The following is an 18,373-nucleotide window of genomic DNA, read 5'->3' on the forward strand; positions in this document are numbered from 1 at the left end:
CCTGTGGGATGATCGGTGAGCGGGACCCGCCGCCATATACGGGACCGGCTTCACCAGGGCGCGTGTTCGACCGCAATATGACGACACACGAATGCCAGGGAGCGCGAACTGTCATCATAGGTCGCCCCGGCGCGCGCTGTCCAGTCCTGGCTTGACCGGATTCGGCGATGGCGTGTATAAGCACGCAGGCCGCCCGTGCATTCCCCGCAGCGGGGGTGGCAGCGGGAGCGGCGACCGCGTCAGCCCGCGAGCGCGCGCAGCAGCTCCTCCGGGCGCTCCGCCCGCACGAAGGTCACCCGACCCCGGTCGTCGGTGATCCGCACGCCTCGACCGGGGGTGAGCAAGAGCGCCCGCACGCCACGGCCGAGGCGCAGCCCGACCCCGCCGAAGGTGCGCGCGTCCGCCTCGACGACCGTGACCTCCGCGATCCGACGACGGACGATGCGGCGCGCGGGCAGCGGTCGGAAGTGCAGCACCACGTCGGTGTCGGTCACCGCGATGCCGGTCCGCGCGAGCAGCAGCAGGGCTCCGGCGACGAGGGCGACCACGCCCGGCAGCAGCAGCGCGACCTCCGGCGCGTCCCCCGGCCAGCCGAGCACGGCCGCCGTCAGCGCGCCTCCGCCGAGCAGCAGGACGGCGCCGACGGCGCGCATCCACCGGGGAGCGCGTTCACCGTCCGCGACCACCGGCCGGGAGGCACGGTGCGGGCGGGCGGGCAGGTGCACCGCCGGCAGGGCGCGGCCGGCCCGGGACGCGCGGCCGGGTCGGGGCGTCCGCGCGGGTCGGGCCGGGGCGCCCGGTCGGAGGGTGGGCAGGCTGAGGGTGTCGGTCATCGCGGTCTCCCGGTGGAGTCGTGGGTCGTGTCGCAGCCGCGGGCGCACGGGACCGTCGGTCGGCGCACGCGTCGTGCCGTGCGCCGTCGCACGCCGGAGGGCGGCGTGCCGGGGTCGAGCGGTGGGGGTGCGGGCACGCCGACGACGGGTCGGCCGCCCGGGCGCGGTGGGGTTGCGCGGGGCCGGTCCGGTCCACGTCGTGGTCACGTCGACGGGCGGAGCGTCACGACCGTGCGGCCGGGCACTCGACACCCGTCGGGTGACGACGCCCGGTACGGTACGGCACCGTCCTTGGCGTCGGCTGGTCACCGGGGGACCGCCATCCGATCAGCGCCACGGTCGATCAGCGCCGCCCGATCAGCGCAGGACGCGGGCGACCGCCTCGGCACGGGTGCGGACCCCGAGCTTCGCGAAGACCTGGTTCACGTAGGACTTCACGGTCGGCACGGTCAGGAAGAGCTCGGCGGCGATCTCCGGGTTCGTCCGCCCGGCGGCGATCCGTTCGAGCACGTCGGTCTCCCGCGGCGTGAGCTCCGGGAAGCGGTCGCGGACCGTGTGGGGTGCCGGAGCGGGCGGAGGCTCCGGCACCACGTCGGGCACGGTCCGCGTCGCCGGAGCCGCACCGAGCTGTGCGACGAGCCGTGCCCCGACCCCGGCGTCGAACGTCGCCTGCCCCGATGCCACGGCGCGCACGGCGGTCGCGAGCTCCCGTCGGCCCGCGTCCTTCGTCAGGTACCCGCGCGCCCCGGCCCGCAGCGCGCCGACGATCGAGGCGTCGTCGGCGTAGGTCGTGAGCACCAGCACGGCGACCCCCGGGTGCGCGGCCGTGATCGCCGCGGTGGCGGTCGGGCCGTCGGTGCCCGGCATCCGCAGGTCCATCAGCACGACGTCCGGCGGGTCGTCGTCCACCATCGAGATCGCCGCTGCGCCGTCAGCGGCCTCGCCGACGACCTCGAGGTCGGGCTCCAGCGACAACACCGTCACCAGGCCGTCCCGCACGATCGCCTGGTCGTCGACCACGAGCACCCGGATCGTCATGCCCGTTCCCCTGCCGCGCCGGTCGTCGGCACGCGCATCGCCACCACGAAGGTGCCGGCCTCGACACCGGCGACGACGGACGAGTCGTCGCCGAGCTCCGCGAACCGCTCCCGCATCCCCACGAGACCGAGTCCCGCACCGACTCCCGCACCGACCCCCGCCACGGCACCCGCGGGGGCGGGAGCGGGGTCGAGCGCGTTCGTGACCGTGACGTCGACCGTCGGGCCGGCCGCGCGGACGGACAGCTCCACGGCGCGGCCGGGGGCGTGTCGGCGGGCGTTGCTCAGTGCCTCCCGGGCGGCCGCGACCACGACGGCGCGGTGCGCCGCACCGACCGACGGCAGGCCCAGGTCACCGCGCGTGGTGAGCACCCCGCCGAAGGCTCGGTGAGCGTCGACCAGCCCCGCCAGGTCCGTCGGCTGCGACGTCGGCGCAGCCGTGTCGTCGCGCAGCGCGTGCACCGCTCGGCGGGCCTCGGCGAGCCCGGACGCCGCGAGGGCCCGCGCAGCGCCGGCACGACGCGCTGCCTCGTCGACGCGACCCGCCTCGAGCAGCGCCTCGACGGCGTCGAGCTGCAGGACCAGACCGCCGAGCGAGTGGGCGAGGACGTCGTGGACCTCGCGGGCCGCGCGCGACCGGTCCGCCAGCAGCTCGGCGCGCTGCTGCTCGGCCTCGGCCTGCCGGGTGCGGTCCTCGACCAGGCGGGCCTGGCGGCGGCTGAATCCGACCACGGCCGCCAGGACGAGTCCGCCGCCGGAGCCGAGCACGAGCGTGACCGGCACGCCGGCCGGCACCGCGGTGGCCGCGACCTCGACCATCGCCACGACCGCGGCGACGGGTCCTGCCCACGGGGGCTGCAGCGCGCTCGCAGCGAGGACGACGACGCCCACGAGCGGCACCGCGACCGCCACCGCACCCGTGGCGACGACGACGGCCGCCCCGGCGACGACCATGACCCAGGCCGCGACGAGCAGCACGCGCTCCCGTCGCGCTGCGATCCGGAGCAGCCACGCGGCGAGCGCCACGGCTCCGACCACCCACACCCACGCGGGGTGTCCGGTGGCCGTCCCGGTGCGCACGGACCAGTAGGTGACCACGAGGACGCCGAGCAGGTTCAGCGCTCGGGTGGTCACCGAGCCGGACCGCCCGCGCACGAGGTCGTCCCGCACGGCAGCGGTGCGCACCGGGTCCGGACTGCTGCTCACCGGACCATCATGCCGCTGGCGGCGCGCGGCATCCGCTGGTCGACGACCAGTGCCCGCGCGGCCCGGTTCAGCGCCAGGACGAGCAGGATCGCCCCGGTCGAGGTGAGCAGGTGTGCACCGAGGTGCCCGCCGACGACGTCGAGACCGACGCGGACGGCGATCACGAGCAGCCACAGCCCGGCACCCGCCCAGCCGGTGCGCGACTGGAGCGTGCGGCCGTGGTCGTCCGGGGTCGGTGCCGTCCGGAAGCGGGTCATCGTCCCCATCGCCAGACCGGCCGCGACCGCGAGCAGGGCCTCGACCCCGAGGAGCAGGACGTCGAGCGACGTGACCGCGGCCGAGGACTGCGCCAGCACCACGACGCCCACGACGCCGAGGACGAGCGGGGCACGCCAGACGCGTGCCGGGTCGAACGCCCGCCAGGTCGCCTGCCGGTACGCCAGGAAGCCGACGAGGACGAGGCCGATGACGGCGTTCGCGATGAGCTGGGTGGACACGGTGTGCCTTCCGTCGAGGTGTCCGGCGGGGGTCCCCGACCGGTGCTCCCAGCCTCGCGAGCCGGCGGTCGGCGGCACACCACCCACGGGTGGTGGTCGGGGTGGGGATCACGGTGGTGTTCCATGGGGGCATGGCTGATGCGTTCGACGGGTTCCGGATCGGTGCGGGCTGGGCGTCGGTCGAGCCGGACCGGCACCGCCCCGGTTCCTTCACGCTCGTGGTGGACGGCACGCCGCAGTCGCACGTCGACCTCGAGGACCCGACGCACCTGGCGTTCGAGTACATCCGGCGCATCGGGCACGCGATCGACCTGCTGCCGGAGGGTCCGATCACGGCGCTGCACCTCGGCGCGGGCGCGCTGACCCTGCCCCGCTACGTGGCCGTCACCCGTCCGGGTTCGCGGCAGCAGGTCGTCGAACTGGAGCGGGACCTGGTCGAGCACGTGCGCGAGGTGCTCCCCTTCCCCCGCGGTGCGTCGATCCGCGTCCGGTACGGGGACGCCCGCGAGGTCCTCGGCAAGCTGCCGGCCGGGCTCCGCGGCACCGTGGACCTGGCGGTCGTCGACGTGTTCGGCGGCTCGCAGATCCCCGCACACGTGACGAGCGTCGAGTTCTACCGCTCGGTTGCCGAGTTCCTCTCCCCCACCGGCATCGTCGCCGTCAACGTCGCCGACGGAGCCGGACTGGCGTTCGCGCGCGGGCAGGCATCGACGCTGCAGGCGGTGCTGCCGTCGGTCGCCGCGGTCGCCGACACCGGCATGCTCAAGGGGCGGCGCTTCGGCAACATCGTGCTGCTGGGATCGAGGACCGACCTGCCGGTGGCGGACATGCCCCGGCGGTACTCCTCCGACCCGATGCCGGCGAAGGTGGTGCACGGGCAGGAGCTCCGCGCCTTCACGGCGGGGGCGCCCATCGTCACCGACGGGACCGCGGTCGCGTCCCCCGAGCCGAACCGCAGCGTCTTCGGCGGCTGACCCCGCGGTCGAGGCGCGACCACCCACCGGACGGGAGGCGCGGTACCGGTCCGCCACCGTGCCTCCAGTCCGTGGAACGGGTTCAGGACCACCGTGTCCCCCTGAACACGTCGGGCATCCGGCTGCCAGGATGGGGGACAACGACCGCGCAGCTGCGCGACCGACCGAGGGAGTCCCCTGATGACGAACGACGACCGGAGCAACGAGGACCGGACGGGCGACGGCAACACGCCGGGCAGCACCAACGCGCCGGTCTGGGGCAGTGCGCCGCAGCACGACCGCCAGGACGCACCCCGCTACGGCGAGCGTGTCGACCCGGCACCGGGCTCGGCGCCGCAGTACGGCGAGCGCGACCAGGGTCAGCCGCAGTACGGGCAGCAGCAGTACGGCGAGCGCAGCGGGTACGACCACCAGCAGTACGGCCAGCAGCAGCACGGCGAGCGCGGCGGGTACGACCAGCGCGACGGCCGCCCGGACTCCCCGACGTGGGGCGAGCACCAGGGGACGCACCAGCCGTACGCAGCGTCATCGGCGCCGGCGAGTGCGGGCAGCCCGACGTGGCAGTCGTACGAGGAGCCGAAGCCGGCGAAGAAGAAGAAGACCGTCGGCGTGATCGCGTTCGCACTCGGGATCCTGTCGCTCGTGCTCGGCGTGGTCGGCGGCGCCGTGCTGGGTGCCGCCTTCGCGGGCAACGCCGCACTCGCCGAGATCGCGCGGAACGGCGGCAGCTCGGTGCAGCAGCAGGAACAGATGCAGCAGCAGCTCATGAACGACCCGGCTGCGCTGAGCCAGTTCGGTGGCGGCTCGATCGTCGTCCTCATCGCGGCCGTCCTCGGCCTGTGGGCCCTCGTGCAGGGCATCATCGCGGCGGTCGCGGGCCGGGGGCGCGTCTGGGGCGTCCTCGCGATCATCCTCGCCGTCGTCGCCACCTTCGCGACGTTCATCGCGGTCACCGTCGCCGCAGCTGCCGCGGTCACCGGCAGCAACTGACGCCGCGGCGCTGCCGACGCACCACTCCGACGGCCCGTCCCGCTGCAGCGGGACGGGCCGTTCCGCGTCCGGGTGCCCTGCCACGTCCGGGCGCCCTGCCGCGTTCTCGCACCCCCCGTGCGCGTGGCACCGCCCGCTCACGGGAGGCCGCGGTTACCCTCGAACCGATGTCCCTCCCGCCCGACGACAGCCAGCAGCCCGACCGCGCCGACCGCGCCCGGGAACCCCGTCACGCCGCACCGGGCGACGCCGCCCCGGTCACCGCGGGTGTGAGCCCGGGGAGCACCTTCGCGCCGATCAGCCTGCGGCCCGCCGTGGACGCCGACGCCGTGCAGCAGCGGCTGCGCGACCTCGGCCAGAGCCGCAGCACCGAGGCCCTGGCCGAACGTGCCGAGCTCCTCCGGCTGCTCGGTCGGCTCGACGAGTCGCTCGTCGTCGCGGAGGAGGTCTTCCGCCTGACGATGTTCACCGGCGAACGGTCGGACAAGGTCGCCGCCCGCATCCGCCGCGCGCACGTGCTGCACGACCTCGGTCGCCACGAGCGTGCCGCGACCGAGGCCGCCATGGCCCGGGACACCGCCCGGACCGAGGAGTGGCCGGAGCTCGAGGGCGCCGCCGCCGAGCTCGAGGGCTGGTCGCTGTTCGAGCTGTCCCGCTTCGACGAGGCCCGCTCGGCGCTCTCACGGGCGTACCAGGCGTTCCGCCAGGCGGGGGCGCCGTCCGAGCGCACCGAGGCGCTCCGTACCGCGGTCGAGGCAGCGCTCCGCGCCTCGGTCGCGCAGCCGAAGGCCGCCGAGGACAAACCCCGCACCGCACGCGAGGTCGCCGCCCGCCGTGCGGAGGACGACGAGCCGCAGCCGACCCGCGTCGCCGAGCCGGTGAAGCAGGTCCCGCCGGTGCGCCGTCGTGTGCTCGGCGCCCCGGACGCGGCACGCACCGACGCCGACGACATCTGGGGCCGCATCGCCGCGCGGGCGGCACAGCGGGGCCAGGCGCCGCGCGACGAGCCCTCCGACGACCTGCCGGGCTCCGACCGCCGGTGACGACGGCGCAGTCCGCGTCCGCTCCGACGCTGGAGCACGTCCGCGCTCGGGCCGAGCAGCTCCTGGCCGCACACCTCGGTCCGGGCGGGTGGACCTTCGCGTTCGACCACGCGAAGACCCGCGCGGGCCAGTGCGACTTCGGCCGGCGACGCATCACGGTGAGCCGGCACATCGCCAGCCGGGTGACGGAGGAGGACGTCGACCAGGTCCTGCTGCACGAGGTCGCCCACGCGCTCGCCGGCCCCCGCGCCGGGCACGGCCCCGTGTGGCGTCGCACCGCCGCCGGCATCGGGTACACCGGGTCCCGCCTGTACGACGGGCCGGTCGCGTCCGAGCTCGCGCCCTGGGTCGGCACCTGCCCGGCGGGCCACGAGCACTTCCGCTACCGCACGCCCACCCGGCCGCTGGCGTGTGCCCGGTGCTCGCGGCGCTTCGACGGCCGCAACCTCATCACCTGGGAGCGTCGCACGGCTACCGCATGATCGATCCGGCACGTGGAGGCGCGCCGGGGAGCCGTTAGCCTGGTCGGATGCACACGGGGCAGCACATCCGGACGGACAGCGGGTCGTCGTGGTTCTTCGACGCCGGCCGGATCGCGCTCGACTTCGCCCACACCGGCGGGTTCGCGGACGACCCCGACGGGCGCCGCCCCCGCGCTCGACTCGGGGAGCTCCTCGTGACCCCGGCCGACCTGGACGAGTGGCTCGGCGACCACACCGAGCCGATCGACGTCGGCGCCACGGCCCGGGAGCTGCAGGACGCCCGCGCCCTCCGGTCCGCGATCGGTCGACTGGCCGTCGCCGCGGCCCCGGCCCTTGTCGGGACGTCGGACGCCGCTGCCCGGACCACCGTCGCCGTCGGACTCCGCGCGGGGACCGGCCGCACCCGACCGGCACCGGACGACATCGACACGGTGAACCTGTTCGCGGCGCTGCCGGACGTGCCGCCGAGCCTGCCCGGGGGCCGACGTCGAGCGGGCGCGAGCCGGGTCCGCCTCGCCCAGGCCTTGTCGAGCGTGGCACGTGACGCCGTGGCGCTCTTCACCGAGGTCGGCTTCGACGACGTCGCCGCCGACGGACAGCCGACCCGCCTGAGCCGCTGCTCGGCCGACGACTGCGGGCTCGTGTTCTACGACTCCTCGCGTGGCGGCACCAGGCGGTGGTGCTCCATGCAGCGGTGTGGCAACCGGGCGAAGGTGCGGGCGCACCGCGCTCGCCGCGCCGCAGCCTGAGCGGACCTGCGCCAGCCGAATCTGTGGATTCGGTCCGCCGAAACCTGGCAGGCTGTCGGCATGGCCGACACCGCCGCCGCTCGACGCGCCCACCCCGGACGGCCCGGACGCGCCGGTTCCGGTGCACCCGGTCCCGGTCGGCCACGCCGCCGTGCCGCGGGCCTGTCGCTGCTCGGGCCCGCGTTCGTCGCCGCGATCGCCTACGTCGACCCGGGCAACGTCGCCGCGAACCTGACCGCGGGCGCACAGTACGGGTACCTGCTGCTCTGGGTGCTCGTCGCCGCGAACGCCAGCGCCGTCGTGGTCCAGTACCTGTCGGCGAAGCTCGGGGTCGTCACCGGTCGCTCGCTGCCGGAACACCTCGGCCTCCGAATGCGTCGCACGCCCCGGCTCCTGTTCTGGGTGCAGGCCGAGATCGTCGCCGCAGCCACCGACGTCGCCGAGGTCATCGGCGGCGCGCTGGCCCTCCACCTGCTGTTCGGTCTGCCGCTCGTCGCCGGCGGCGTGCTCACCGGCGTCGTGTCGATGGCGATCCTGCTCCTGCACAGCCGTCGGGGCACCCGCACCTTCGAGGCCGTGGTGACGACCATGCTCGCGGTCCTGACGGTCGGCTTCTGCGCCGGACTGCTGTTCGCGCAGGTCTCCCCCGGCGAACTGGTCGGCGGCCTGGTCCCCCGCTTCGAGGGCGTGCAGTCCGTCCTCCTCGCCGCGTCGATGCTCGGCGCGACGGTGATGCCGCACGCGGTCTACCTGCACTCCGCCCTGGCCCGGGACCGGCACGGCGACGTCCCCGCCGGTCCGGAGCGCCGCCGGGTGCTCGTCGCGACGCGCTGGGACGTCGCCCTGGCCCTCGTCGTCGCGGGCGGCGTCAACGTCTGCATGCTCGTGCTCGCCGCGGCCACGCTGCCGGGGGTCGCCGGCACCGACACCATCCCCGGCGCGCAGGCAGCGATCGAGGCGAACGTCGGCCCGGTCGTCGGCGTGCTCTTCGCGGTGGGTCTGCTGGCGTCCGGCCTGGCCTCGACGTCGGTCGGCTGCATGGCCGGTGCGGAGATCATGCACGGGCTGCTGCACGTCCGCGTACCGCTCGTGGTGCGTCGGCTCGTCACGCTGCTGCCCGCCGTGGTGCTGCTGGCCGTCGGCGCAGACCCGACGATGCTGCTCGTGCTCAGCCAGGTGGTGCTGAGCTTCGGCATCGCCTTCGCGATCGTGCCGCTCGTCGTCTACACCTCGCGGCGGAGCGTCATGGGGGCGGACGCCAACGCGATGACCACCCGCGTGGTCGCGGGGGTCATCGCGCTGGTGATCGTCGCCCTCAACGTGGCGCTCGTGGTGCTGACCCTGACCGGGGCCGCCTGAACCGCAGGCTCCGTCAGCCGGACCGCGGGTGCGTCAGTCGACGACGCGGACGTCCTTCCAGAAGGCGTAGTAGCCCGAGTAGTCCTTCCCGACCCGGTCGAACGACGACGGGATCGGCGTCGGGTACGTCCAGGCGCGGTCCGGCAGCTCCTGGCCGTCGACCGTGACGGTGTAGTACTGCGTGTCGCCCTTCCACGGGCAGTGGTACTGGGTGTCGCTCTCCGAGAAGAACTCGGGCTTCACGCTCGACGGCGGGAAGTACCAGTTGCCCTCGATCTGGATGAGGTCCTCCTGCGGAGCCTCCGCGATCACGGTGTCGCCGACGACTGCCTTCATGACGTGCTCCTTGCGATCAGCGGCGTCCTCGCGACGCCTGGTGCGATCCGGAACGCTACGCCCGGACCCCGGATTCCCGCAGGACGACCAGCTCGGGTCCCGCGGCGAGCGCCGTGTGCACCGTCTCGCGGTCCAGGTCTGCGGCGCCCTCGGCGGCGCTGACGAGGTGCTTCACCGCACGACGCAGGCCCGTGTACGCCGCGCAGGCCGCGGCCGCCTCGGGCGAGGTGTGGTCGATCCCGACCGTGACGAGGGCGTCGACGACCGCGCCGGCGGCGAGCAGGTCCTCGACCGCGGGCTCGGGCACCTCGGCGGTGTCACTCGGCTCGCCCGCCGCGTCCGCGACGGTCGCGGCACCCTCGGCGGTGCGACCGGCGGCGACGACGGCGACGACGCACCGGTCGCCGCGCTCGGCCTGGAGGCTCGTCACCCGCTCGGCGATCGCCGCCGCGTTGCCGAGGTGGCCGAGCACCACCTCCGGACCGTCCGGCAGCAGGGCTGCCGCGGCCCGTGCACGCGCGACGCGGTCGTCCCCGCGCCCCGGGTGCGCGGCGGCCGACGGCGCCCGGTCCGGCAGCACGTCCGCCCACACCACCAGGTGCGTGCCGTGCGCGATGCGGTCGGCACCGGCGTTCCCCCACGCGAACCGGACCTGGTACTTCTCCTGGGTGCGTGCTGCCACCGCTCCACGATAACCGCGGTCCGCACCTGTCCGTCCCCACAGGACCGCGCTGCGCGGGGCCCGTCCGCCGACCCCGCTGTCGGTCCGGCGACCGTAGGATCGGTGACCATGGAGATCGCCACCGTCCCCACCCTGACCGGCGACCGCGTCACCCTCGAGCCCCTGGCTGCCGAGCACGCGGACGACCTGCGGGCGGCGGTGGCGGACGGCGACCTCTGGCGCACCTGGTACACCTCGGTGCCGGCTCCCGATCGCGTCGACGCCGAGATCGACCGACGCCTCGGCGAGCACGCGGCGGGACGGATGGTGCCCTTCGCGATCCGCGACCGTCCGACCGGTCGGGTCGTCGGGGCCACGACCTTCGCGAACATCGACACCGCCAACCGTCGCGTCGAGATCGGGTACACGTTCCTGGCGCGTGCCGCGCAGCGGAGCGGGATCAACACCGAGGCGAAGCTGCTGCTGCTCTCGCACGCGTTCGACGCCTGGGACTGCATCGCGGTGGAGTTCCGGACCCACTGGCACAACCAGCAGTCGCGGGCGGCGATCGCGTCGCTCGGGGCGAAGCAGGACGGTGTCCTGCGCAGTCACTCGATCGGTCGCGACGGCACGCTGCGCGACACCGTGGTCTTCTCGATCACCGCAGCCGAGTGGCCGACGGTGCGCCTGTCGCTCACCGAGCGCCTGCGGACGCGGGACCGCGCCGAGGGCGCCCGCCGCCGGGCCGCCCGGCACGCCTGACGCGCCCGACACGCTCGACACGCTCGACACGCTCGACACGCTCGACACGCTCGACACGCTCGACACGCTTACGAACCCGGCACGCCTGGTACCAGCGGCGTCCCCCGTCGGCGCGCCACCCGTCCAGAGCCTCGGCGTAGCGTCCGCAGCATGCACGTCGGTCTCCGCATCGTCCTCGACGCCCCGGTCGACGCCGTCCGCGACGCCCTGCTGTCGCCGTCGGTGATGGTCGCCGTCACGAAGCCGTTCCTCGTCTACCGGTCGCGGTCGCCCGAGGGGCTGCCGGAGCGCTGGACCCCCGGCGTCCCGCACCCGATCACCGCCGACGCGTTCGGTGTGGTGCCGAGCGGCGACACGCACGTGGACATCGACCTGTACGAGGTCGACGGCGTCCCGGTGCAGCGCGACAACGGGGGCGGCGTCTCGGGACTCTTCGGCCGGATGACCATGCGGCACCGGATGGCCACCGTCGACCTCGGGGACGGTCGGACCCTGCTGCTCGACCGGCTGACCTACCGGATGCGTCCAGCGGTCCTCGGCGCTGCGCTCTGGCCGGGCATGTGGGTGATCTGGCAGTGGCGGGCGCTCCGGATGCGGCAGCTCGCACCGTCCTGGCGTCCCTCCGCGCGGTGACCTCCTCGCCCGGTCCGAGCCGCGGCAGGACCGGACGGCACCGTCCACAGGACCGGCCGGTCGCTGGCGGGTCCGGAGCGCCCGGGCGTACGCTCGCACCGTGAGCCAGACGCAGGAGCCGAGGGCCCAGGACCGCGTGCACAGCACGCTCGCCACCGTGGACTGGCGGCGGATGACGTTCGACCTGTACCGACGGGTGCGGGCGACGGCCGACCCCGAGACCGCCCACGCGATGTGGCGCGAGACCCGCGACGCGATGTTCGCCGAGCACCCGGCCAGTCCGCTGCTCGACGAGGACGCCCGCGACTTCGAGGCGCTGCCCGTGCCGGACTACGACCCGGAGTGGCGCTTCCGGGCGCGCGTCGAGTCCGCCGAGCCCCGGGCGATGGACGTCGAGACGGGCACGGACGGCACCGTGCACTTCGACCGGCTCGGCGTCGTCCGACTACCGGGCATCGGCACGCTCGACGTGTGGTCGCACGGCGGCTACGCGGGCGGGGTCTTCGTCCCGGTGAAGGACGCCAGCGCCGGTCGGGCCCGTGGCACGTACGGCGGCGGCCGCTACCTGCTCGACACCATCAAGGGTGCGGACCTCGGCGGAGACGACGGCGAGCTCGTCCTCGACTTCAACTTCGCGTACAACCCCTCGTGCGCGTACGACCCCGCGTGGGCGTGCCCCCTCGCACCCCCGGGCAACACCGTCGCCGTGCCGGTACCGGTCGGCGAGCAGTACGACTTCTGACACCACGCCGGTACGAGCACACGGACAGGACACAAGGGTGGATCGCATGACGGGACTCGTGGCCCTCGACGCGGGCGGCCGGGTGCCGCCCTTCGAACAGGTCCGTTCGCAGATCGCGGCGCAGATCGCCGCCGGGTACCTGGTGGACGGGGAGCGCCTGCCGAGCGTCCGGGCGCTCGCCGAGGAGCTCTCGCTCGCGCCGGGGACGGTCGCGAAGGCCTACCAGCTGCTCGAGGAGGCCGGGCTCGTGCACACCGCGCGGGGTGCTGGCACGCGGGTCGTGCGCCCGGCCGAGGTGCCCGACGCCGTCGCCACGGCGGCGCACGCCCTGGCGACCGCCGCGCGCGAGGCCGGACTGTCCGCCGACCAGGCCGCCGCCGCCCTGCGCGACGCCTGGCCCGCCTGACCCCGACCGACCCGACCCGACCACCCGCGTCACGGACGGGGCGGGCGTGCACCGAGCCTCCCGGCCGCCCACCCCGCGTCCCGCGGAACGCAACGGCGGCGAGATCTCACAGCGATGTACCGCTGCGCCGTGCCGCCGACGTTGCGTCGTGCGGGCCTGGATCGTGGCGCCCGCGGTCAGCAGTGCTCGAAGACGTACTCGTCCGACGACGGCGGGAGCAGGTCGCGGTCCCGCAGGATCGTCATCGCCGGACGGTCGCGCAGCCGACAGACCGACGCCCACGACCGGTCCAGGGTGTCGGCGTACTCGATGTCGATCACGCGCTCCCCGTACGCATCGGTGTAGGCCGAGCACTCCTCGTACTGCACGCACTCCTCGGCGACGACGAAGTCGAAGCCCGTCGACTCCCGACCGGCCTCGCCGAGCTGCGGGGTGTTCTTCTGTCCGACGGCCAGGCCGTGCTCGTGCCCGAGCCGGACGAGCGCCTTCGCGAGCGCGAGGTTCCCGGACCGGGTCAGACGCTTCCCCGACCGCGTCCACGAGTCGAGGTTGTCGAACTCGACGGCGGCGAAGCCCCGGTCGGCGCACCGGGCGATCGACCGCGAGAGCGCCTTCGTGATCACGGCGCGCTCCGCGGCGGTGCGGGTGTCGAGCAGCACCTCGTCCGGCCACCCCGGGTCGGTGACGGGCTGGCCGGCGTCGTCGCGCAGCAGTGCCGAGGGCGCGCGGCGTTCCCAGTCGGCGAGCGTCCCCGGCTGCGTCTGGAACCCGTTGACGTAGCAGATCGAGTACGTCCCGGCGGCCGGGCGGTCGGTGCTGTCCCGCTCGACGATCGTCACGCCGGCGGGCGGTGTGTACCCGCCGCCGAGCTGGTAGTCAGGAAGGCCAGCGGTCGGCAGGTCCCGGTACGAGGACTCGGCGGGGGCGGTGCCCTCGGCGCAGCCAGCGCTCCCGAGGACGGCGACCAGCGCGATCGCGGTGGTCAGCAGAGCGGGTCGCGTGCGCACGAGGGGATCATCGCACGCCGGACGCGAACGGCCCCGCGCCGTTCACCGTGCACCCGCTATGCTGGTGGGACTCGAGGCGCCGATCGCCTCGTGCGTCGTACGGACGCCCCCGACTCCCGACCCTCAACCGGTCGATGATCGCGCACCGTCACCCGGTGCCAGGCTCTCTGCTGCGGCGACCGCGTCAGCCTCTGCTGACGCGGGGTTCCCGCCCGCGCGCCACATGCCAGCGCGCCCACGGCCGGCACGTGCCGGCTCGAAAGGTCACCATGACCAACCAGGACATCCGTTTCTCCGACCTCGGCGTCCCGGCGCCGATGGTCCAGTCCCTCGCCCAGCAGGGCAAGGAGACCGCGTTCCCCATCCAGGCCGACACGCTGCCCGACTCCCTGCAGGGCAAGGACGTGCTCGGTCGCGGGCGCACCGGCTCCGGCAAGACCATCGCCTTCGCGATCCCGCTGGCAGCGCGCCTCGCCGCGAGCCGTCGGCCGCGCCGCGCCGGTCGTCCCCGCGCGCTGGTGCTCGCCCCGACCCGTGAACTCGCGACCCAGATCGACGCGACGCTCGCGCCGCTCGCGAAGTCGATGGGCCTGAACACCACGACGATCTTCGGCGGTGTCGGCCAGGGCCGTCAGGTCGACGCGCTCCGCGCCGGTGTCGACGTGGTCGTCGCCTGCCCGGGTCGCCTCGCCGACCTCATGCAGCAGGGGCACGTGAGCCTCGGCGACATCGAGGTCACCGTCCTCGACGAGGCCGACCACATGGCCGACATGGGCTTCCTGCCCGGCGTGACCAAGATCATGCAGGCGACGCCGGAGCAGGGGCAGCGCCTGCTGTTCTCGGCCACGCTCGACAACGGCGTGGACAAGCTCGTCAAGAAGTTCCTGCACAGCCCGGTGATGCACTCGGTCGACGACGAGACCAGCCCGGTCGAGGCGATGACCCACCACCTGTTCGAGGTCGCCGACGCCGACGCGAAGAAGGACCTCGTCCGCGCGCTCGCCTCGGGCACCGGCCGCCGCATCCTGTTCATGCGCACGAAGCACCACGCGAAGCGCCTGGCGAAGCAGCTCACCAGCCAGGGCATCCCGGCCGTCGACCTGCAGGGCAACCTGTCGCAGGGCGCCCGGGAGCGCAACCTCGCCAAGTTCTCGTCCGGCGATGCCCTCGTGCTCGTCGCCACCGACGTCGCCGCCCGCGGTGTGCACGTCGACCACGTCGAGCTCGTGGTGCACGTCGACCCGCCGACCGAGCACAAGGCGTACCTGCACCGCTCGGGCCGCACCGCGCGTGCCGGTTCGTCGGGCGACGTCGTCACCGTGACGCTGCCGGCCGAGCGCCGCGACGTCGCGCAGATGATGCGTGCCGCGGCCATCAAGGTGACTCCGCAGCAGGTCACCGCGACCTCGCCGGCCGTCACCGCGCTCGTGGGCGAGGTCGCGCCGATCCGTCACCTCGAGCCGGAGCAGCCGGCGCAGCAGCAGCGCCAGCGGCAGCCGCGTGCGACCGAGAGCGGTCGCGCCGAGTCGGCGGGCGGCGGTCGTCGTCGTGGTCGCGGCGGACGGTCGGGAGGCTCGGCACAGGCTCCGGAGGCGGCCTCGGCAGGTCGCGGCTCGGGTCGCGCCGCCGGTGGTCGCGGTGGCCGTCCGGCCGCCGCGGGCGCCCCGGCCGGAGGTGCCGGTCGCGGGAACGGCTCGGGCGCTGCGGCGTCGGGCGGTGCGACGGGTGGCGGTCAGCGCCGTTCGGGCGGCAGCCGACGGGCGTCGAGCGACGTCGTGCGTGGCGGGTCCGCTCCGGTGTGGTCGTCCGAGGGCGGCTACGCGGCGGGTCGGTCCGGTGCGGGCGAGTCCGGCGGCGGTCGTCGCCGCGGAGGCTCGCGTCGCGCGTCGCGTCCGGCCGGAGCCGCCGACCGCCACTGAGCCTCGACGCGCTCGGGCCGCTCGGGCCTGCTCGGGTTGCGTGATCCGCCGAAGCGACAGGATGCCGCCGGTCTTCAGCGGCGTCCTGTCGCTTCCGCGTCGGCATCCGGAACCTGGACGTCCGGTGGGAGCAGCGGGAGTGCCCCCGCGTACGTTCTCCTTCACCGAAGGCGGCGCGAGCTGCCGACGGGGAATCGTCCGTCGTTGGAAGGAGACCGTATGGCTGGCAGCGAAGAGAACCACACCGGCGAGAAGCTCGTCGGCAAGGTCAAGGAGGGTCTCGGCAACCTGACCGGCAACGACAAGCTCAAGGCCGAGGGTCAGACCGACCAGGCCAAGGCCTCGGCCAAGCAGGGCGTCGACGACGTGAAGGACGCGGCGCACGGCGTCGCGGACTCCCTCCGCGACGAGAAGCACTGAAGCCGGTCCACGACCGCGCTGCGAAGCCCCCGGAACCATGCGGTTCCGGGGGCTTCGTCGTGTATCGGTGTCGAGTGGACGACTAGTGCAGGGCGCCGACCGAGGCGAGGCCGGCGCGCAGGAGTGCCCCGCGACCGCCCTCCATCTCCTCGGCCACGGCGTCCGACGCTGCCTCCATCGGGCTCATCCACGTGAGCTCGAGGGCGTCCTGCCGCGGCTCGCAGGTCCCGGTGACGGGCACCACGTAGGCGAGGGAGATCGCGTGCTGCCGCTCGTCGGTGAACACCGAGGCACCCGGCAGCGGGAAGTACTCGGCCACCGTGAAGGGCGTCGGGCTCGCGGGCAGCTGCGGGAAGGCCATCGGGCCGAGGTCCTTCTCGAGGTGCCGGAAGAGCGCGGTGCGGATCGACTCGCCGAACATGACGCGGCCGGAGACCAGCGTGCGGGCGATCGAGCCGCTCGGCGCGACGCGGAGCAGGACGCCGACCTCGGTCACGACGCCGAGCCCGTCGGTCCGGACGGGCAGTGCCTCGACGTAGCAGATGGGCAGTCGACGACGGACGTTCGCGAGTTCCTCGTCGGACAGCCAGCCGGAGTCGGGGTCGGGGGTGCGGAGCGAGGCCATGCACCGTGTCTACCAGTCGCCCCGGCGAGTTCGGCGGAAGGCGCGGTCGCTGTGGACGGCTAGCGTTGTCCACGTGATCGATGCGGACATCGTGCAGTGGACCCGCCCGGCCGACGAGCGCGCGGGGACGCCCCTGCTCGTGGCGATGCACGGGGTCGGTTCGAACGAGCGTGACCTGCTCGGCCTGGCGCCGGCGCTGCCGTCCGCGTGGACGATCGCGTCGCTCCGCGCACCGATGCCCTGGGGGCCCGGGTTCTCCTGGTACCCGCTCGGGACGCCGGGGTCTCCCGCGCTCGAGCCGGTCGACGCCGCCGTGGAGGGTGTCCTGGACTGGATCGACGCCGTGTCCGCCGATCATCCGCGGATCGGACTGCTCGGGTTCTCGCAGGGTGGGTCGATGGCGCTGCAGCTGCTCCGCGCCCGACCCGGGGCGTTCGCGTTCGCCGTGTCGCTCTCCGGGTTCGTCGTGCCCGGGGTGACGGACTCGCGTGACGAGGCCGTCGCGACCGTCCGGCCGCGGGTCTTCCTCGGGCACGGCGACCTCGACCCGGTGATCCCGGCCGAGGCCACCGCCCGCACGCAGACGTGGGCCGCCGCGCACACCGACGTGACCGACCGGACCTACGCCGGCCTGCCGCACGCGGTGTCCGCCGAGGAGGTCGCCGACGTGGCCGCCTTCGTCGACGCCTCCTGACGAGCGGGCCCGCGACGGAACCACGACGGCGACGTCCCGCCGCGGATGGTGCGCGTAGGACAGTCGCCGTCGCGGTCCTGTCCGGGTGACCGGCTGACGGACGGGAGGCCCGTGGCGGGCCCGCCACGGGCCTCCCGTCCGGTGCTGGTCGCGCGGACCGCCGGCCGCTACTCGGCGAGGATCTGCAGCAGGTCCTTGCGGAGCTGGTCGACCTTCGCCGTCGCGGCCTTCGTCTGCTCGTCGGAGGCACTGGTGCGGTACACGTGCAGCACACCCATGGCCTTGCGGAGCGCCTCGACGAACTCGCGCTGCGTGTCGGGCATGCCCGGCGCGGCGTCGAACGCGGCGGCGATCTCGTCCGCCTTCGCCTCGGCCTCGGCGCGGCCCGCGTCGGTGAGCTCGAAGAGCGTCTTGCGGCCGTCGCCCGTCGAGACGACGAGGTCCTCGTCGACGAGCTGCTGGAACGTCGGGTAGACCGAACCGGGGCTCGGCTTCCAGGCGCCGCCGGTGCGCTCGGCGATGGTCTTGATCACGGCGTAGCCGTTCTGCGGGCCCTCGGCGAGCAGGCCGAGGATCGCGAGGCGGACGTCGCCGCGACGGCGGCGTTCGCGTCCGAACCCGGGGCCGCCGCCGAACCCGGGACCGAAGCCCGGGCCGAAGCCGCGTCCGCCGGGGCCGAAGCCACCGAAGCCGCCGCGACCGCCGTGGTCGTGGTCGCCGCGGTCGCGGCCGGGGAAGCCGTGGCCGTGGTGCTGCCGCGCGCCGCCGAAGCGGGGGCCGCGCGGACCGGTGCCGCGGGTGCCGCGGCGGGGCGTGGTGCTGTCGAGGTCATCGTACGAGGGGCGCATGATGACTCCTTCCTGTCGTGGTGAAGTGGGCTCGCGATCAGTTGTGTACCAGTCGCGATGGCTCAACGATAGATCGGTAACTTCCGCTCTGTCAAGTGGTTCCGATCCCTCGGACCGCTGTCGGTGGCGGCGGGCAGGATGGGACGGACC

At 74.5% G+C, this 18,373-nt stretch carries 22 protein-coding genes; 13 read left to right on the forward strand and 9 right to left on the reverse strand.

Annotated elements, in window-relative coordinates:
- Positions 1–239: 239 nt before the first annotated feature.
- The 4 genes from LCG91_RS15215 to LCG91_RS15230 all read right to left on the reverse strand — a co-directional run bounded on the left by LCG91_RS15215 (position 240) and on the right by LCG91_RS15230 (position 3,573).
- Positions 240–833 carry a hypothetical protein gene (locus LCG91_RS15215; RefSeq protein ID WP_224441897.1) on the reverse strand — a complete coding sequence of 198 codons (594 nt, stop codon included), beginning with the start codon at positions 831–833 and terminating at the stop codon, positions 240–242.
- A gap of 357 nt (positions 834–1,190) precedes the next feature.
- Positions 1,191–1,871 (reverse strand): response regulator transcription factor, encoded by a 681-nt coding sequence (locus LCG91_RS15220; RefSeq protein WP_058730141.1) that lies wholly within the window; start codon positions 1,869–1,871, stop codon positions 1,191–1,193.
- Positions 1,868–3,076: a histidine kinase gene (locus LCG91_RS15225; protein WP_224441898.1), complete on the reverse strand. Its 1,209-nt coding sequence runs from the start codon at positions 3,074–3,076 to the stop codon at positions 1,868–1,870. The genes LCG91_RS15220 and LCG91_RS15225 overlap by 4 nt, the downstream gene beginning before the upstream one ends.
- Positions 3,073–3,573 carry a hypothetical protein gene (locus tag LCG91_RS15230; protein WP_224441899.1) on the reverse strand — a complete coding sequence of 167 codons (501 nt, stop codon included), beginning with the start codon at positions 3,571–3,573 and terminating at the stop codon, positions 3,073–3,075. Before LCG91_RS15230 ends, LCG91_RS15225 begins: the two co-directional genes overlap by 4 nt.
- Positions 3,574–3,704: 131 nt before the next feature.
- Here LCG91_RS15230 and LCG91_RS15235 point away from each other — a divergent pair, with 131 nt between their 5' ends.
- From LCG91_RS15235 to LCG91_RS15260, 6 genes are all read left to right on the forward strand, one after another.
- Entirely contained in the window at positions 3,705–4,547 is an 843-nt protein-coding gene (locus LCG91_RS15235; protein WP_224441900.1) for a spermidine synthase, read from the forward strand.
- A gap of 180 nt (positions 4,548–4,727) precedes the next feature.
- The gene (locus LCG91_RS15240) at positions 4,728–5,537 is read left to right on the forward strand and encodes a DUF4064 domain-containing protein (protein ID WP_224441901.1); all 810 of its coding nucleotides are present in this window, start codon (positions 4,728–4,730) and stop codon (positions 5,535–5,537) included.
- A gap of 167 nt (positions 5,538–5,704) precedes the next feature.
- On the forward strand, positions 5,705–6,580 hold the full coding sequence (locus LCG91_RS15245) for a hypothetical protein (RefSeq protein WP_058729569.1): 876 nt from the start codon (positions 5,705–5,707) through the stop codon (positions 6,578–6,580).
- Entirely contained in the window at positions 6,577–7,062 is a 486-nt protein-coding gene (locus tag LCG91_RS15250) for a SprT-like domain-containing protein (RefSeq protein ID WP_224441902.1), read from the forward strand. The genes LCG91_RS15245 and LCG91_RS15250 overlap by 4 nt, the downstream gene beginning before the upstream one ends.
- Before the next feature lie 47 nt (positions 7,063–7,109).
- Positions 7,110–7,811: a CGNR zinc finger domain-containing protein gene (locus tag LCG91_RS15255; protein WP_224441903.1), complete on the forward strand. Its 702-nt coding sequence runs from the start codon at positions 7,110–7,112 to the stop codon at positions 7,809–7,811.
- 60 nt (positions 7,812–7,871) lie between these two features.
- The gene (locus tag LCG91_RS15260) at positions 7,872–9,170 is read left to right on the forward strand and encodes an Nramp family divalent metal transporter (RefSeq protein ID WP_224441904.1); all 1,299 of its coding nucleotides are present in this window, start codon (positions 7,872–7,874) and stop codon (positions 9,168–9,170) included.
- Between the two features lie 33 nt (positions 9,171–9,203).
- Here LCG91_RS15260 and LCG91_RS15265 read toward each other — a convergent pair whose 3' ends face one another.
- A complete protein-coding gene (locus LCG91_RS15265; protein WP_058729567.1) occupies positions 9,204–9,506 on the reverse strand; it encodes a DUF427 domain-containing protein in 303 nt (100 codons plus the stop codon).
- 55 nt (positions 9,507–9,561) lie between these two features.
- Positions 9,562–10,188 (reverse strand): hypothetical protein, encoded by a 627-nt coding sequence (locus LCG91_RS15270; protein WP_058729566.1) that lies wholly within the window; start codon positions 10,186–10,188, stop codon positions 9,562–9,564.
- 108 nt (positions 10,189–10,296) lie between these two features.
- Between LCG91_RS15270 and LCG91_RS15275 the strand changes: the two genes are divergently transcribed.
- From LCG91_RS15275 to LCG91_RS15290, 4 genes are all read left to right on the forward strand, one after another.
- Positions 10,297–10,929, forward strand: coding sequence for a GNAT family N-acetyltransferase (locus tag LCG91_RS15275; RefSeq protein WP_224441905.1), 633 nt, complete (start codon positions 10,297–10,299; stop codon positions 10,927–10,929).
- Between the two features lie 150 nt (positions 10,930–11,079).
- Positions 11,080–11,562, forward strand: a complete 483-nt coding sequence (locus LCG91_RS15280; RefSeq protein ID WP_058750555.1) for a hypothetical protein — start codon at positions 11,080–11,082, stop codon at positions 11,560–11,562.
- A gap of 172 nt (positions 11,563–11,734) precedes the next feature.
- Positions 11,735–12,304: a DUF1684 domain-containing protein gene (locus tag LCG91_RS15285; RefSeq protein WP_058729570.1), complete on the forward strand. Its 570-nt coding sequence runs from the start codon at positions 11,735–11,737 to the stop codon at positions 12,302–12,304.
- A gap of 46 nt (positions 12,305–12,350) precedes the next feature.
- On the forward strand, positions 12,351–12,710 hold the full coding sequence (locus LCG91_RS15290; protein ID WP_058729563.1) for a GntR family transcriptional regulator: 360 nt from the start codon (positions 12,351–12,353) through the stop codon (positions 12,708–12,710).
- 176 nt (positions 12,711–12,886) lie between these two features.
- On the opposite strand, the gene LCG91_RS15295 is transcribed toward LCG91_RS15290, so the two are convergent.
- Positions 12,887–13,717 carry an endo alpha-1,4 polygalactosaminidase gene (locus LCG91_RS15295; protein ID WP_224441906.1) on the reverse strand — a complete coding sequence of 277 codons (831 nt, stop codon included), beginning with the start codon at positions 13,715–13,717 and terminating at the stop codon, positions 12,887–12,889.
- A 269-nt stretch (positions 13,718–13,986) separates the two neighbouring features.
- Between LCG91_RS15295 and LCG91_RS15300 the strand changes: the two genes are divergently transcribed.
- Complete coding sequence (locus tag LCG91_RS15300; RefSeq protein ID WP_224441907.1) at positions 13,987–15,636, forward strand: DEAD/DEAH box helicase; 1,650 nt, start codon at positions 13,987–13,989, stop codon at positions 15,634–15,636.
- A gap of 219 nt (positions 15,637–15,855) precedes the next feature.
- A complete protein-coding gene (locus LCG91_RS15305; protein ID WP_058750558.1) occupies positions 15,856–16,056 on the forward strand; it encodes a CsbD family protein in 201 nt (66 codons plus the stop codon).
- Between the two features lie 82 nt (positions 16,057–16,138).
- Here LCG91_RS15305 and LCG91_RS15310 read toward each other — a convergent pair whose 3' ends face one another.
- Positions 16,139–16,681, reverse strand: coding sequence for an NUDIX hydrolase family protein (locus tag LCG91_RS15310; RefSeq protein WP_058729559.1), 543 nt, complete (start codon positions 16,679–16,681; stop codon positions 16,139–16,141).
- Between the two features lie 73 nt (positions 16,682–16,754).
- Here LCG91_RS15310 and LCG91_RS15315 point away from each other — a divergent pair, with 73 nt between their 5' ends.
- Positions 16,755–17,375, forward strand: coding sequence for an alpha/beta hydrolase (locus LCG91_RS15315; RefSeq protein WP_224441908.1), 621 nt, complete (start codon positions 16,755–16,757; stop codon positions 17,373–17,375).
- Between the two features lie 167 nt (positions 17,376–17,542).
- Here LCG91_RS15315 and LCG91_RS15320 read toward each other — a convergent pair whose 3' ends face one another.
- Positions 17,543–18,223 carry a PadR family transcriptional regulator gene (locus LCG91_RS15320; protein ID WP_224441909.1) on the reverse strand — a complete coding sequence of 227 codons (681 nt, stop codon included), beginning with the start codon at positions 18,221–18,223 and terminating at the stop codon, positions 17,543–17,545.
- Positions 18,224–18,373: the final 150 nt, after the last annotated feature.

Source organism: Curtobacterium sp. TXMA1 (genome assembly GCF_020162095.1).
Taxonomy (GTDB): Bacteria; Actinomycetota; Actinomycetes; order Actinomycetales; family Microbacteriaceae; genus Curtobacterium.

Bases quoted from the DNA above. Each gene is read 5' to 3' on its own strand.
- LCG91_RS15215 (WP_224441897.1), bottom strand. From the start codon at position 833: ATGACCGACACCCTCAGCCTGCCCACCCTCCGACCGGGCGCCCCGGCC.
- LCG91_RS15220 (WP_058730141.1), bottom strand. From the start codon at position 1,871: ATGACGATCCGGGTGCTCGTGGTCGACGACCAGGCGATCGTGCGGGAC.
- LCG91_RS15235 (WP_224441900.1), top strand. From the start codon at position 3,705: ATGGCTGATGCGTTCGACGGGTTCCGGATCGGTGCGGGCTGGGCGTCG.
- LCG91_RS15240 (WP_224441901.1), top strand. From the start codon at position 4,728: ATGACGAACGACGACCGGAGCAACGAGGACCGGACGGGCGACGGCAAC.
- LCG91_RS15245 (WP_058729569.1), top strand. From the start codon at position 5,705: ATGTCCCTCCCGCCCGACGACAGCCAGCAGCCCGACCGCGCCGACCGC.
- LCG91_RS15255 (WP_224441903.1), top strand. From the start codon at position 7,110: ATGCACACGGGGCAGCACATCCGGACGGACAGCGGGTCGTCGTGGTTC.
- LCG91_RS15260 (WP_224441904.1), top strand. From the start codon at position 7,872: ATGGCCGACACCGCCGCCGCTCGACGCGCCCACCCCGGACGGCCCGGA.
- LCG91_RS15265 (WP_058729567.1), bottom strand. From the start codon at position 9,506: ATGAAGGCAGTCGTCGGCGACACCGTGATCGCGGAGGCTCCGCAGGAG.
- LCG91_RS15275 (WP_224441905.1), top strand. From the start codon at position 10,297: ATGGAGATCGCCACCGTCCCCACCCTGACCGGCGACCGCGTCACCCTC.
- LCG91_RS15280 (WP_058750555.1), top strand. From the start codon at position 11,080: ATGCACGTCGGTCTCCGCATCGTCCTCGACGCCCCGGTCGACGCCGTC.
- LCG91_RS15285 (WP_058729570.1), top strand. From the start codon at position 11,735: ATGACGTTCGACCTGTACCGACGGGTGCGGGCGACGGCCGACCCCGAG.
- LCG91_RS15290 (WP_058729563.1), top strand. From the start codon at position 12,351: ATGACGGGACTCGTGGCCCTCGACGCGGGCGGCCGGGTGCCGCCCTTC.
- LCG91_RS15300 (WP_224441907.1), top strand. From the start codon at position 13,987: ATGACCAACCAGGACATCCGTTTCTCCGACCTCGGCGTCCCGGCGCCG.
- LCG91_RS15305 (WP_058750558.1), top strand. From the start codon at position 15,856: ATGGCTGGCAGCGAAGAGAACCACACCGGCGAGAAGCTCGTCGGCAAG.
- LCG91_RS15310 (WP_058729559.1), bottom strand. From the start codon at position 16,681: ATGGCCTCGCTCCGCACCCCCGACCCCGACTCCGGCTGGCTGTCCGAC.
- LCG91_RS15320 (WP_224441909.1), bottom strand. From the start codon at position 18,223: ATGCGCCCCTCGTACGATGACCTCGACAGCACCACGCCCCGCCGCGGC.